12 protein-coding genes and 1 pseudogene are annotated in these 12,801 nt (G+C 75.1%); 6 read left to right on the top strand and 7 right to left on the bottom strand.

All coding sequences use genetic code 11. From position 1 onward, the window contains the following. Positions 1-36: 36 nt before the first annotated feature. The 3 genes from ACJOT3_RS25075 to ACJOT3_RS25065 are packed head-to-tail and all read right to left on the bottom strand — an operon-like array spanning position 37 to position 4,066. Entirely contained in the window at positions 37-2,415 is a 2,379-nt protein-coding gene (locus ACJOT3_RS25075) for an arylsulfatase (RefSeq protein ID WP_406975557.1), read from the bottom strand. Positions 2,416-2,450: 35 nt separating this feature from the next. Beyond that, positions 2,451-3,245, bottom strand: coding sequence for an ABC transporter ATP-binding protein (locus ACJOT3_RS25070; protein ID WP_406975556.1), 795 nt, complete (start codon positions 3,243-3,245; stop codon positions 2,451-2,453). Continuing rightward, entirely contained in the window at positions 3,218-4,066 is an 849-nt protein-coding gene (locus ACJOT3_RS25065; RefSeq protein ID WP_406975555.1) for an ABC transporter permease, read from the bottom strand. Before ACJOT3_RS25065 ends, ACJOT3_RS25070 begins: the two co-directional genes overlap by 28 nt. Positions 4,067-4,292: 226 nt before the next feature. Between ACJOT3_RS25065 and ACJOT3_RS25060 the strand changes: the two genes are divergently transcribed. From ACJOT3_RS25060 to ACJOT3_RS25045, 4 genes and pseudogenes are all read left to right on the top strand, one after another. After that, positions 4,293-5,234, top strand: a complete 942-nt coding sequence (locus ACJOT3_RS25060) for an MBL fold metallo-hydrolase (protein WP_406975554.1) — start codon at positions 4,293-4,295, stop codon at positions 5,232-5,234. Positions 5,235-5,259: 25 nt separating this feature from the next. Beyond that, a pseudogene (locus ACJOT3_RS25055) lies at positions 5,260-5,730 on the top strand (DNA glycosylase AlkZ-like family protein); the annotation flags it as partial. A 35-nt stretch (positions 5,731-5,765) separates the two neighbouring features. Then, entirely contained in the window at positions 5,766-6,542 is a 777-nt protein-coding gene (locus tag ACJOT3_RS25050) for a DNA glycosylase AlkZ-like family protein (RefSeq protein WP_406975552.1), read from the top strand. A gap of 81 nt (positions 6,543-6,623) precedes the next feature. Then, positions 6,624-8,495, top strand: coding sequence for an FAD/NAD(P)-binding protein (locus tag ACJOT3_RS25045; RefSeq protein WP_406975550.1), 1,872 nt, complete (start codon positions 6,624-6,626; stop codon positions 8,493-8,495). On the opposite strand, the gene ACJOT3_RS25040 is transcribed toward ACJOT3_RS25045, so the two are convergent. Next, positions 8,492-9,010 carry a PaaI family thioesterase gene (locus tag ACJOT3_RS25040; RefSeq protein ID WP_406975549.1) on the bottom strand — a complete coding sequence of 173 codons (519 nt, stop codon included), beginning with the start codon at positions 9,008-9,010 and terminating at the stop codon, positions 8,492-8,494. The two genes, ACJOT3_RS25045 and ACJOT3_RS25040, sit on opposite strands and share 4 nt — an antisense overlap. Positions 9,011-9,071: 61 nt before the next feature. On the opposite strand from ACJOT3_RS25040, the gene ACJOT3_RS25035 reads away from it, so the two are divergent. Beyond that, positions 9,072-9,524 carry a winged helix-turn-helix transcriptional regulator gene (locus ACJOT3_RS25035; protein WP_406975547.1) on the top strand — a complete coding sequence of 151 codons (453 nt, stop codon included), beginning with the start codon at positions 9,072-9,074 and terminating at the stop codon, positions 9,522-9,524. Positions 9,525-9,628: 104 nt separating this feature from the next. Beyond that, the gene (locus ACJOT3_RS25030; RefSeq protein ID WP_406975545.1) at positions 9,629-10,678 is read left to right on the top strand and encodes a 2,3-butanediol dehydrogenase; all 1,050 of its coding nucleotides are present in this window, start codon (positions 9,629-9,631) and stop codon (positions 10,676-10,678) included. Positions 10,679-10,718: 40 nt separating this feature from the next. On the opposite strand, the gene ACJOT3_RS25025 is transcribed toward ACJOT3_RS25030, so the two are convergent. From ACJOT3_RS25025 to ACJOT3_RS25015, 3 genes are read right to left on the bottom strand one after another with little or no spacing between them, the layout of a single operon-like run. Beyond that, positions 10,719-11,462: a hypothetical protein gene (locus ACJOT3_RS25025; RefSeq protein WP_406975544.1), complete on the bottom strand. Its 744-nt coding sequence runs from the start codon at positions 11,460-11,462 to the stop codon at positions 10,719-10,721. Next, positions 11,459-12,328: an ABC transporter ATP-binding protein gene (locus ACJOT3_RS25020; RefSeq protein ID WP_406975543.1), complete on the bottom strand. Its 870-nt coding sequence runs from the start codon at positions 12,326-12,328 to the stop codon at positions 11,459-11,461. Before ACJOT3_RS25020 ends, ACJOT3_RS25025 begins: the two co-directional genes overlap by 4 nt. Beyond that, on the bottom strand, positions 12,325-12,741 hold the full coding sequence (locus ACJOT3_RS25015) for a GntR family transcriptional regulator (RefSeq protein WP_406975542.1): 417 nt from the start codon (positions 12,739-12,741) through the stop codon (positions 12,325-12,327). Before ACJOT3_RS25015 ends, ACJOT3_RS25020 begins: the two co-directional genes overlap by 4 nt. Positions 12,742-12,801: the final 60 nt, after the last annotated feature.

Raw genomic sequence — 12,801 nt, 5'->3', positions numbered from 1 at the left:
CGGGTGCGGCCCGGGGGCGGCCGCACCCGGCAGGGGTCAGTCGGCGTGGGCCTCGGCCTCGCGCTCGATGCGCGCGATGTCGGCGGCGGGCAGCACCACCGGTCCGGGGGTGTAGGTGACCGGGCCGAGGTCGCCGGTGTAGGGGAAGGTGCCGTGGCGGTCGTGCAGGTCCCAGGAGACGGGGCCGCGGGCGTCGCGGCCGGTGGAGATGCCGGTCCAGGGGGCCATGCCGACGAGCTGGAAGCGGTCGGGGAGCCCGGCGACGGCGGTCGCGGCGCCGTCGGGGCCCACGGCCGTCAGGGTGAGGTCCCAGCGCAGGCCGGGGCGGGCGGCCGCCTCCAGGCGCACCGCGCGGGTGCCCCCGGGCAGCGGGCCGTCGGCGGTGTGCACCCTGCCGAACTGGTTGTAGGCCAGGCGCAGGCGGCCGTCCTCGACGTAGAGGACGTAGCCGCCCTGCGGGTCGCCGTGGGCGACGAGCACGCCCGCGTCGCCGTCGCGGTACCCGCCGCGCAGCTCGGCCTCGACGGTGAAGCCCCGGTACTGCACCAGCTTCGCGGACCGGTACCGCTCCAGGACGGGCGAACCGGGCAGGATGCGCACCGGGTCGGCCAGCCGCTCCTCGGCCGGGCGGCGCCGGGGCGCGCCCGCGAACCCGCGGTCCACCAGGGGGAACACGGTGTTGCGCCAGGCCGCCCGCTCCCAGGCGTCGGCGAGCTCGCGGACCTTGTCGGGGTGGGCGGCGGCCACGTCGTCCAGCTCGGTGGGGTCCTTGTCGACGTGGAACAGGCTCCACTCGGCGTCGTCGAACTCCGTGCCGGGCTCGTGCAGGGTGAGCAGCTTCCAGCCGTCGCGGTAGAACCCGCGGTGGCCGCCGAACTCGACGTACTGCTCGGTGTGCGGGCTGGCGGCGTCGGCGTCGCGCAGGAACGGGGTGATGCTCACCCCGTCGCGCTCCTGGGCCGGGCGCCCGTGGCGGTGGTCGGGCGGGGTGAGCCCGGCCAGGTCGAGCAGGGTGGGCCACAGGTCGGTGACGTAGGCGTACTGGCGGCGCACCCCGTTGTCGCCCTCGGCGCGCGGCAGCCCCCGGGGCCAGGAGAGCAGGAAGGGGACGCGCACCCCGCCCGCGAAGGTCTGCCCCTTGTAGAACCGGAAGGGGGTGTTGGAGGTCTGCCCCCAGCCGCGCGGGTAGTGGACGCCGAGCCGGTCGGAGCCGATCAGGGCGGGGTCGTGGTCCACGTCCGGCTCCCAGTCGGCGGGCACCGGGTGGTGCACGAACCGGGAGACGTAGCTGCGGGTGCCCTCGGGCCCGCCCTCGGCGGTGCCGCCGTTGTCGCTGGTGAACACGACGATGGTGTTGTCGAGTTCGCCGAGCTCTTCGAGGGTGTCCAGGATGCGGCCCACGCTCTGGTCGACGCTGTCGACCATCGCGGCGTACACCTCCATGTAGCGGGCGTAGCGGTCGCGTTCGTCGTCGGTGAGGGAGTCCCAGGCCGCGACGTCGTAGCCGGGCTCGTCGTTGCGGGGCGCCTGGCGGGTGCCCTCGGGGAACAGTCCCGCCTCGACCTGGCGGGCGAACCGGGCCTCGCGGGCGGCGTCCCAGCCCTCGGCGTAGCGGCCGCGGTACTTGTCGATGTCGGACTTCTTGGCCTGGAGGGGGCCGTGCATGGCCACGTGCGCGAAGTACAGGAAGAACGGCCGGGTGGCGTCGTGGGCGCGCAGGTCCTTGACGAATCCGACGGCGCGGTCGGTGAGGTCGTCGGTGAGGTAGTAGTCCTCGGGGTAGGCGTCGACCGGGGCGGCGCCGTTGTCGACGGTGATCTGGTTGGGGTGGAAGAAGGAGTTGAGCCCCTCCAGGGAGCCGTAGTAGCGGTCGAAGCCGCGCTGGAGCGGCCAGGAGTCGCGGGGGCGGCCGGGGGCGAGGTCGGCGTCGCGGGCCAGGTGCCACTTGCCGATGGCGTAGGTGGCGTAGCCGTTGGCGCGCAGGGCCTCGGGCAGGCTGAGGACGTCGTCGGCCAGCTCCAGGCGCAGGCCCGGGTAGCCGGGGTCGGCGTTGGCGACCGAGCCGTAGCCGGCGCGGTGCGGGTTGAGGCCGGTGAGCAGGGCGGCGCGGGCCGGGGAGCACACCGGGGTGGTGTGGTAGTTGGCCAGGCGGACGCCGGTGGCGGCCAGCCGGTCGAGGTTGGGGGTGTCGATCTCCGAGCCGAAGGGGCCGATGTCGCTGAAGCCCATGTCGTCGATGAGGACGACGACGATGTTGGGGGCGCCCGCGGGGGCGGCGGGCTCGGCCGGCCAGGCGGGGGCGGAGGTGGCGGTGGTGCGGCCGATGGTCCCGGCGAACCCCTCGTAGCCGCGGGAGTCGGCGGGCACGCCGGGCGGCAGGGCGTTGGGGCCGGTGGGTTCAGGCGCGGTGGTCATGGTGTGGATGTCCTTAACGCGGAGGTCGGCGGAGGTCAGCGGTGGTCTTCGGCGACGCCGAGTTCGGCCAGCAGGCGGTCGCGCAGGTCGGCGAACTCCGGGGCGCGGCGGCGGTTCTCGTGCGGCAGGTCCACGGGCAGGTCGAGGGAGATGCGGCCGTCGGTGAGCACCAGGACCCGGTCGGCGAGCAGCACCGCCTCCTCCACGTCGTGGGTGACCAGCAGGGTGGCCGGGCGGTGGCGCAGGTGCAGCCGCCGCAGCAGGGCGTGCATGCGGATGCGGGTGAGGGCGTCCAGGGCGCCGAAGGGCTCGTCGAGCAGGAGCAGTTCGGGGTCGCGGACCAGGGCGCGGGCCAGGGCGGCGCGCTGGCCCTCGCCGCCGGAGAGGGTGGCCGGCCAGGCGCGGGCGTGGTCGGCCAGGCCGACCTCGTCCAGGGCGTCGAGTCCGCGCCGCCTCGGGTCGGGGCCGGTCAGGCCCAGGACGACGTTGTCCAGGACGCGGGCCCAGGGCAGCAGCCGGGAGTCCTGGAAGGCGACGGCGCGGCGTTCGGGGACCTCGGCGGTGCCGGTGAACTCGGTGTCGAGTCCGGCCAGGACGCGCAGCAGGGTGGACTTGCCGCTGCCGCTGCGGCCCAGCAGGGCGACGAACTCGGCAGGGGCGATGGCCAGGTCGATGCCGTCCAGGACGGTGCGGTCGCCGAAGGAGCGGGTGAGCGCCTCGACGGCCACCCCGCCGCCGGAGTGCTCCCCGGTCGGGGCGGAGGGGGCGGATGGGGTCGATGAGTCGGACGGGGCGGGCGGGGTCACTGTGCCTCGAACGTGCGTCGCCACGACAGCACCTTCCTTTCGATGAAGCGCACCAGCAGGTCCGAGCCCAGGCCGAGCAGGCCGTAGACGGCCAGGCCGACGACGATGACGTCGGTCTGGGCGAAGGAGCGGGCCTGGTTCATCAGGAACCCGATGCCGCTGGTGGCGTTGATCTGCTCGCTCACCACCAGGACCAGCCAGGAGATGGACACGGCGAAGCGCAGGCCGACGAAGAACCCGGGCAGGGAGCCGGGCAGGATCACGCGGCGGATCAGGCCCAGGCGGCCCAGGCCGACGGTGCGGGCGAGCTCGGCGTAGCGGGGGTCCACGCCGCGGATGGCGGCGTGCATGTTCACGTACACGGGGAAGGTGGTGCCGAACACGACCAGGAAGACCTTGACCTCCTCGCCGATGCCGAACCAGACGATGGCCAGCGGGACCAGGGCCAGGCCGGGGATGGCGCGCAGGATCTGCATAGGGCCGTCGACGATGTCCTCGCCGAGCCGGAAGAGCCCGGCGACGACGGCGAGCACGACGCCCAGGGAGACGCCGATGGCCAGGCCGGTCATGGCGCGGCGCAGGGAGACCAGCAGGTGTTCCTGGAGCTGCCCGGAGGCGACGAGGTCGTAGCCGGTGGCCAGGACGGTGGTGGGCGCGGCCAGGGTGCGTTCGGGGATGACGCCGGTGACCGAGCCGAGCTGCCACAGGGCGACGAACAGCACCGGGCCCAGCAGGATGCGCAGCCGGCCGAGCGCGGGCCGGGCGGCACCGCGGCCGGAGCGGCCCGAACGCGGCGCGGCGGACGTGGGGGCGGCCGTGCCGGGGGGCGACGTCGCGGTGGTCATGGTGCGGTCTCCCGCATGCCTGAACTCCCTAAATCCTATCGAGTAACTAGGAAATCAAAACCTAGATTCCCTACTGATTGAGTGGACTTTAGCGCGGGCGACCGGAAGCGGTCAACAGAACCCGGACGATCCCCATGATTCCGGACAGTGGTCCCGTGATCACCCCAAGGCTCCCCCCGGCGTCGGTACCCTGGCGGACCGCACACCGGCGACGAGGAGGAACCGCATGGGAGAGAGCACCGCGACCGGGCCCGCGGCGGCCGCGCTCACGGAGGTCGTCGAGGGGGTGCACGCCTGGGTCCAGCCCGACGGCACCTGGTGGGTCAACAACGCCGGGGCCGTCGTCGGCCGGGACGGGGTCCTGGTCGTGGACACCTGCGCCACCGAGGAGCGCACCCGCCGGTTCCTCACCGCCCTGGCCGCGGCCACCGGGGACGCGCCCGTGCGCTGGGCGGTCAACACCCACCAGCACGGCGACCACGCCTACGGCAACTCGCTGCTGCCCGACACCGCCGTGCTCATCGGCCAGACCGCCATGCGCGAGGCACTGCTGCACGACCCGATCTTCGAGGACTGCCCGCCCGCCTGGGAGCCGCGCCCGGACTGGGGCGCGGTCACCCGCCGGGTCCCCTCCCTCACCCTGGACCGGGAGCTGACCGTGCACACGGGCGGGCGCCGGGTGGAGCTGCGCCACCCCGGGTACACCGCGCACACCCCCGGCGACGTGGTGGCCTGGCTGCCGGAGGAGGAGGCGCTGTTCGCCGGGGACCTGCTCTTCCACGGGCTGACCCCGCTGGTGTTCATGGGCTCGGTGCAGGGGGCGCTGCGGTCGCTGTCGTGGCTGCACTCCTTCGAGCCCGGGCACGTGGTGCCCGGCCACGGCCCGGTGTTCGGCGCCGCCGAGCTGGACGCGGTGCTGGCCGCCCACGAGCGCTACTACCGGTTCGTGCTGGCCGCGGCCCGGGAGGGGGCCGCCGCCGGGCTGAGCCCGCTGGAGAACGCGCGCGGCCTGGACCTGGGCGAGTTCGCCGACTGGGACGACGCCGAGCGCATCGTGCTCAACCTGCACCGCGCGCAGGCGGACCTGGCCAAGGAGCCGATGGACCTGCGGGCCGCGCTGGAGGACGCGGTGGCCTGGAACGGCGGGCCGCTGGCCACCACCCTGTAGCGCTCCCGGGACCGGCCACCGGGGAATGTCGTGGGCGTGCGGTTCACTGGGCCGCACCCTCTCCCCCCCTCACCCTCCCGGAGCCGCCGTGGACACCCTCGACCTCGACACCCGGGTGGTCCGCCGCCTGGCCGTGCGCCGCCAGCGCCTGGCCGGGCCCTCCCCCGTTCCCGGACCCGACGGTCTGCGCGAGGTGCTGCGGGACCTGCGCTGCCTCCAGATCGACCCGATCAACGTGGTCGCCCGCAGCCCGCTGCTGGTGCTGTGGAGCAGGCTGGGCCGGTTCGACCCGGCCGACCTGGACGCGCTGCTGTGGGAGGAGCGCTGGCTGTTCGAGTACTGGGCGCACGCGGCGTCGATGGTGCTCACCGAGGACCTGCCCCTGCACCGGCGGCTGATGCGCCGCCACCCCGGCGGCGACTCCCGCATGGCCGCGTGGGTGGAGGCCAACGGGGAGCTGCGCGAGCACGTCCTGTGCCGGCTGCGCGATGCCGGGCCGCTGCCCACCACGGGTTCGAGGACCGGGCGGCCGTGCCGTGGGAGTCCACCGGGTGGACGGCCGGGCGCAACGTGGAGCGGATGCTGGAACTGCTGTGGTTCCAGGAGCACATCATGGTGGCCGGGCGGCGCGGCCGCACCCGGCTGTGGGACCTGGCCGACCGGCGGCTGCCCGCGTGGGCCGACCGGACGGAGCTGCCCGACACCGAGGTCGAGGAGCGGTCGGCCGAGCACGCGCTGCGGGCGCTGGGCGCCGGGCGGGCCCGGGACGTGCGGCGGCACTTCGTGCGTGAGCGGTACGGCGACGCGGTGGCGACCCTGGAGCGGCTGGTGGCGCGGGGGCGGGCGGTGCGGGCCCGGGTGTCGGGGAGCGACGAGCCGTGGTTCGTGCACGTGGACGTGCTGCCGCTGGTGGAGGAGGCCGCGGGCGCGGGGTGGGCGGAGCGGACGACGCTGCTGTCGCCGTTCGACAACCTGCTGTGCGACCGGGAGCGGACGTCCCTGCTGTGGGGATTCGACTACGTGAACGAGATGTACACGCCCCGGGCCAGGCGGCGGTTCGGGTACTACGTGCTGCCGGTGCTGCACGGCGACCGGCTGGTGGGGCGGGTGGCGGCCCGGGCGGACCGGCGGCGCGGGGTGCTGGAGTTGGAGGGCGTGTACGCCGAGGCGTGGGTGGAGGACGAGGCGGCGGCGCCGGGGCTGGCCCTGGCGCTGGTGGAGCTGGCCGGGTTCGCGGGGGTGGGGTCGCTGGCCTGCACCGGCCCGGTTCCGGGGGTGTGGCGCTCGGCCCTGGCCGACCTGGGGTGACGCGGGCCGGGCGGGGGCGGGTTTCCGCGTGATCCGATTATCGATATTTACGACTGGTTTAGTATGTATTAGCCTGCGGGGGTGAGCACCCCCGAACGCCCCCTCCGGATCGCCGTCGTCGGCGCCGGCCCCCGGGCCACCTCCCTGCTGGAGCGGATCGCCGCCAACCTCCCCGACCTCCCGCCGCGGCGCGCCCTGGAGGTCTGCGTCGTCGACCCGCACCCGCCCGGCGGCGGGCGGATCTGGCGGCACGACCAGTCGCCGTGGCTGTGGATGAACACCACGGCCGGGGACTGCACCATGTTCACCGACACGTCCGTGACCTGCACCGGGCCCGTCGCGCCCGGGCCGACGCTCACCGAGTGGGCGTGCGACCTGGCCTCGGGGTCGCTGTACCGGCCGCCGGGGTTCACCTCCGACGGCACCGACCTGGCCGAGGCCCGGCGGGTGCACCGCGACTGGTTCGCCACCCGGAGGTTGCAGAGCCGGTACCTGTCGTGGGTGTTCCACTGGACCGCCGAGCGCGCGCCCGCCGGGCTGACGGTGCGAACGGTGGAGGGCCGGGCGGTGGACCTGCGCGACCGGCCCGACGGAACGCAGCGGCTGGTGCTGGCCGACGGGGGCGTGCTGGACGCCGACCTGGTCGTGCTGGCCCAGGGCAACGGCGACACCGCGCCCACCCCGGAGGAGGAGCGGCTGGCCGCGCACGCCGCCGAACACGGGCTGGTGTACGTGCCCACCGCCTCCACCGCCGACATCGCGCTGGACGCGGTGCCCGCCGGGGAGCCGGTGCTGGTGCGCGGGCTGGGGCTGGCGTTCATCGACACCGTCGTGCTGCTCACCTCGGGGCGGGGAGGGACGTTCCGCCGCGACGCCGACGGGACGCTGCGTTATGAGCCCTCGGGGCGCGAACCCGTGCTGTGGGCGGGGTCCCGGCGCGGGGTGCCCTACCACTCCAAGCTCCACTACGACCTGCCCGGGCCGCGGCCCGCCCTGCCCCGGCACCTGGACCGGGCGGCGCTGGCCGCGCTGGGGGCCGGGCCGCTGGACCTGCGCGAGGATGTGTGGCCGCTGGTGGTGCGCGAGCTGGCGCACGCCCACTACACGGAGCTGGCGCGGTCCCACCCGGAGCGGCTGGCCATCGGCGCCGCGGAGTTCCTGGAGCGGCTGGAGGCCGCCGACCCGTGGGAGGACCGGGTCAAGGAGCTGGTGGCCGAGGCGGTGCCGCGGGAAGCGGACGTGTTCGACGTGGAGCGGATCGACCGGCCGCTGGCGGGGCTGCGGTTCGCCGGCCACGACGCCCTGGGGGCGTGGCTGGAGGAGTACATCGCGGCCGACCTGGAGCGGCGGCGCGACCCGGCGTACAGCATGGACCTGGCGGTGTTCTTCGCGCTGCTGTCGGTGTTCACGGTGCTGGGCGAGGCGATGGCGGACGGGACCGTGTCGGCGGAGTCGGCGGCCCGGGAGTTCCCGGGGTTCATGGGGTTCTTCAGCTTCCTGGCCAGCGGGCCGCCGGGGCCGCGGCTGGAGGAGATGCTGGCGCTGGCCCGGGCGGGGGTGCTGCGGTTCACCGGCGCGGACACCGCCGTGGAGGCGGTGCCGGGCGGGTTCGAGGCCCGGTCGGCGAGCACCGACGCCACCGTCACGGCGCGGGCGCTGCTGGAGGCGCGGCTGCCCGCGCCCTCGCTGGAGCGCACCACCGACCCGCTGCTGCTGGCACTGCGCGAACGCGGGGAGATCCGGGCGCGCGAACACGGCGGGCTCGTGGACGCCGACCCGGCCGACCAGCGGCTGCGCCGGGCCGACGGGGAACCGCACCCGGCCCGGTTCGGGCTGGGCGCGCTGGTGGCGGGCGGCGTGGGCGCGGGCGGGTTCTCCCGCCCGCGCACCAACGCCGGGTTCTTCCGCCAGAACGACGCCGTCGCCCGCATCCTGCTGGCGGCGCTGGCCTAGATGTCGAAGACCAGGCAGGTGGAGGAGGCGGTGGCCACGACCCTGCCGGACTCGTCGCGGACGTCGCCCTCGACGAAGGCGACGCGGCGGCCCGGCTTGGTCACCCACCCGCGGGCGGTCAGGGCGGTCCCGGCCGCGACCGGGCGCAGGTAGTTGACCTTGATCTCGACGGAGGTGTAGCCGGACCCGGCGGGCAGGGTGGTCTGCACGGCGCAGCCCGCCACGGTGTCGAGCAGGGTGCACACGTAGCCGCCGTGGACGACGCCCAGCGGGTTGTACGCGGACTCGTCGGGGGTGCCGGTGAAGACGACCTCGCCCTCGCCGACCGACACGAGGTCGAAGCCCATCAGCGCGGCGATGGGCGGCGGGGGCAGCTCGCCGCCGGCCAGGGCGCGCAGGTGGTCGGCGCCGGTGAGGCCCTCCCGCCCGGCGACGACGACCTTGGGGTCGTACCAGGTCACGGTCTTCTCGCGCGGCTCGCCCCAGGACTCGGGGGCCGGTGTGCTGTCGGTCATGGACGCACCCTAGCAGGTCGGTTTGTTTTCCAAACCCTCACCGGTGTGACATTCTGAGGGCATGGCGCAGACCGAGTCGACCAGGCCCAATCCGACCGTCCCGGGGCGCCCCTGCCCGGCCGCCGGCGCACTGCGGCTGGTCGGCGAGAAGTGGTCCCTGCTGGTCGTGCGCGAACTCCTGCTGGGCGTGCGCCGGTTCGACGCCATCGCCCGCAACACCGGCGCCCCGCGCGACCGCCTCACCGCCCGCCTGCGCGCCCTCGAAGAGGCGGGCGTCGTCGAGCGCCGCGCCTACAGCGAGCACCCGCCGCGCCACGAGTACCACCTCACCGCCGCCGGCCGCGACCTCGCCCCGGTCGTCACCGCCCTCGCCCACTGGGGCTCCACCTGGCTCTACGACGAGCCCCCGGTGGTGTTCCACCACCACGACCACGTCGCCGCCCTGGACACCACCCCCACCTGCACCACCTGCGACTCCCCCGCCACCCACCTCACCCCCCACCCCCGCCCCTGACCCTCATCCCCGGACCGCCGCCAGGGGAAGTGTTTACACGGGGAGGCGGAGGCGCGGGGGCTCGGGTGGGGAGATAACGGGCAGGGGTGGCGGGAGGGGGCGAGATGCGGGCGCTGCGATTGCACGGGCCCCGGGACCTGCGGGTGGACGAGGTGCCCGAGCCGCAGGTGGTGCCCGGGACGGTGAAGATCCGGGTCGGGTGGAACGGCATCTGCGGGTTCGACGTGCGCAACTACCTCGACCCCGTGCTGCCCGACGAGTACCTCCACCCCGTGCTGCGCACGCACGGCCCCCACGTGCAGGGGCACGAGTTCTCCGGGCGGGTCGTCGAGGCCGCCGCCGACGTGCGCGGCCTGGCCCAGGGCGCGGTGGTGGCGGTGGAGCCGCTGGTGTTCGACGGCAGTTGCGCCGCCTGCCGCCGGGGCGAGTACAACCTGTGCGAGAACTTCGGGTTCATCGGCCTCATGGGCGGGGGCGGCGGCATGTCCGAGTACGTGGTCGTGCCCGCCGACCGGGTGCACCGGATGCCCGACGACGTCTCCCCCACGGTGGCCGCCCTGGTCGAACCGCTGGCGGTGGCCTGGCACGCGGTGCGCCGGTCGGGGGCGGGCGAGGACGACGAGGTGCTGGTGGTGGGCGCCGGGCCGGTGGGTCTGGGGGTGGTCATGGCCGCCCGGGCGCACGGCGCCGCGCACGTGACGGTGAGCGAGGTGTCCGCACTGCGCCGCCGGGTCGCCGCCGAACTGGGCGCCGACCTGGTGCTCGACCCCGCGGAGACGGACGTGGTCGCCGCCGTCCGCGACCGCGCCCCCCTGGGGGCGGACGTCTCCTTCGAGACCTCCGGCGCCGGGAACGACGCGCTGGCCGTGCTGATCGGCGCCCTGCGCAAGGGCGGCCGGGCGGTGACCGTGTCCGAGGGGCGGCCGGTCCTGCTGGACCCCGCGGTGCTGGCCTTCACCGAGATCGACCTGGTGGGCAGTTTCGGCTACGGCCCCGTCGACTTCCCCGAGGTCATCGACGCGATCGGCCGCGGCGCCCTGCGCCCCAAGGGGATGATCACCGACCGGCTGTCCCTGGAGGAGGCGCGGGACAAGGGCTACGAGGAGCTCATCGCCCACGGCGAGGACCACGTGAAGATCCTCGTGCACCCCTGAGGCGGCCCGGGGCCGCCCGCCGTGGCGGGCGGCCGTCCGGTCAGTCGGGGCGGCGGGCCGACAGGAGGGCGAGCGCGCACAGCGCGGCCGCCGCCACCAGGACCACCGCCGTCTCCACCCCCGCGACCGTCCACACGTGGGCCGCCGACGGTCCGTCCGGCCCGCTCTCCGCGAGCAGGGGCCGGACGACCGTGAAGCCGATCTGGACCGCGTAGGAGAGGGCCGCCGAGAGCACCAGGGCCGTGACCGGGCTGCGCAGGAGCGCCGCGACGGCCAGCCCGAGCGCGCCGTACAGGACCAGGTGGGCGGGCAGGACCGGCAGTGCCGCGCCGTACAGGGCCGAGCCCCACCAGAACAGCGCCTCCGGGTCCGACACGGGGACCGGTCCGACCGTGGACCACCCCTCGACGCCCACCACGAACAGGGTGCGCAGGCCTCCCGCCAGGAGCCCGAACCCCGCCAGGCAGAGCACCATGACCCCGATGTCCGGCAGCGGCCAGTCGCGGCGCCCCTGGCTCAGCATGAGGTCGCGCCGCCCGCGTTCGCCCAGGACGAGCGCGCCCCAGACGGCGGCCGCCAGCAGGGGCAGCGAGGGGTCGCCGCCGAAGGTGTGGCGTTCGATCGGCAGGACCAGGTCGACCGCCCGGCGCAGCACCGGCAGGTCGAGGAACACGCCGGTCACCGCCAGCAGCAGGGCCACCGCGGCCACCGCCGCCAGGATCCGCTGGTGTCTCCAGGCCGGCCACCAGCCGTGCTCCGTGCGCTGTGCGAAGTCCGTGCTCATCGTCGTTCCCCCTCGTTCCCGACGCCCGCCAGGTAGGCGAGCGTGATCTCCTCCAGCGACGCCGGCTGCGTCGACCACCCCTGCGGCGGGGCCGGGCCGTCCGTCTTGACCAGCGCGCTCACCTGGCGCCCCGTCCGGCTGTCGGACACGACCGTGTGCCCGTGCAGGTGTCCGGGGTCGTCGTCGGCCACGCCGACCATGCGCAGGTGGTCCGCCTCGATGTCGGCCACCGCCCCGGCCAGTGCCACCCGCCCCCGGTCCAGCAGGAGCAGGTGGTCGCAGAGCCCGGCGAGGTCGGCGAACACGTGGGTGGACACCAGCACCGTCAGGTCCCCGTCGGCGACCGCGGCCATGAGCAGCCCCGACACGCGGTGCCGCACCAGCGGGTCGAGGTCGGCGAAGGGCTCGTCCAGCAGGACGACCCCGGTGCGGCGGCCCAGGGTGAGGGCGAGCGCGACCAGGCTGCGCTGGCCCCCGGACATGCGCCCCACCCGCACCCCCTCGGGCAGGTCCCCGGCGGCCAGTACCCGCCGGGCGGCCGCCTCGTCCCAGTCGGGGTTGAGCGCGCGGCCGGTGCGCAGGACCTCCTCCGCGGTGAGCCCGCCGGGCAGGGGTTTGTCCTGTCCCAGGTGGGCGGGCCCGGGGGTGCGGGTGAGCGGGTCCTCCCCCCGCACGAGCACCCGCCCCCCGGTGGGCGCGGTCAGCCCGGCCAGGACGCGCAGCAGCGTGGTCTTGCCCGCGCCGTTGCGGCCGAGGACCCCGCACACCGCGCCCGCCGGGACCTCGAACGTGCACCCGTCCAGCACCCGGCGGCCCCGGCGGGTCTTGACCAGCCCTTCGGCGGCGACGGCCGCTTCCCCGGTCATCGGTCTCCTTCCTTCCGGTCCTCTGGGTCCTGGAACACGTCCCCGGTGACCGACGCGACGAGCGCGGCCACGTCCTCCGCCCCCAGCCCGGCCTCCCGGGCCCGCCGCATCCAGTCGGCCAGCGCGGAGCGCAGCGGCGAGTCGGGGGCGGCGGCGTCGCTGGCCAGCGACCGGGTCACGAAGGTGCCCAGGCCGCGCCGGGCCTCGACCAGGCCTTCGCGTTCCAGTTCGCGGTAGGCCTTGAGAACGGTGTTGGGGTTGATCGCGGTCTGTTCGACCACCTGTTTGGCCGTGGGCAGCCGGTCCCCCGGGCGCAGGACGCCCAGCCGGAGCGCCTGTCTGGTCTGCTGCACGATCTGCATGTACGACGCGACGCCCGACATCCGGTCGATGCGGTACTCGATCGCCTTCACCACCCTTTCACTAATTGATTGGTGAAAGAGTGGCACAAGGAGGCCCCGAACGCAACCGTG

The organism is Nocardiopsis protaetiae (assembly GCF_045446735.1).
Taxonomy (GTDB): domain Bacteria; phylum Actinomycetota; class Actinomycetes; order Streptosporangiales; family Streptosporangiaceae; genus Nocardiopsis; species Nocardiopsis protaetiae.
The sequence above is the reverse complement of the archived record's forward strand: the minus strand, read 5'-3'. Positions and strand labels throughout refer to the sequence as shown.

Coding starts and splice junctions, on each gene's coding strand:
- ACJOT3_RS25075 (WP_406975557.1), bottom strand. CDS start 2,415: ATGACCACCGCGCCTGAACCCACCGGCCCCAACGCCCTGCCGCCCGGC.
- ACJOT3_RS25065 (WP_406975555.1), bottom strand. CDS start 4,066: ATGACCACCGCGACGTCGCCCCCCGGCACGGCCGCCCCCACGTCCGCC.
- ACJOT3_RS25060 (WP_406975554.1), top strand. CDS start 4,293: ATGGGAGAGAGCACCGCGACCGGGCCCGCGGCGGCCGCGCTCACGGAG.
- ACJOT3_RS25040 (WP_406975549.1), bottom strand. CDS start 9,010: ATGACCGACAGCACACCGGCCCCCGAGTCCTGGGGCGAGCCGCGCGAG.
- ACJOT3_RS25035 (WP_406975547.1), top strand. CDS start 9,072: ATGGCGCAGACCGAGTCGACCAGGCCCAATCCGACCGTCCCGGGGCGC.
- ACJOT3_RS25030 (WP_406975545.1), top strand. CDS start 9,629: ATGCGGGCGCTGCGATTGCACGGGCCCCGGGACCTGCGGGTGGACGAG.
- ACJOT3_RS25025 (WP_406975544.1), bottom strand. CDS start 11,462: ATGAGCACGGACTTCGCACAGCGCACGGAGCACGGCTGGTGGCCGGCC.
- ACJOT3_RS25020 (WP_406975543.1), bottom strand. CDS start 12,328: ATGACCGGGGAAGCGGCCGTCGCCGCCGAAGGGCTGGTCAAGACCCGC.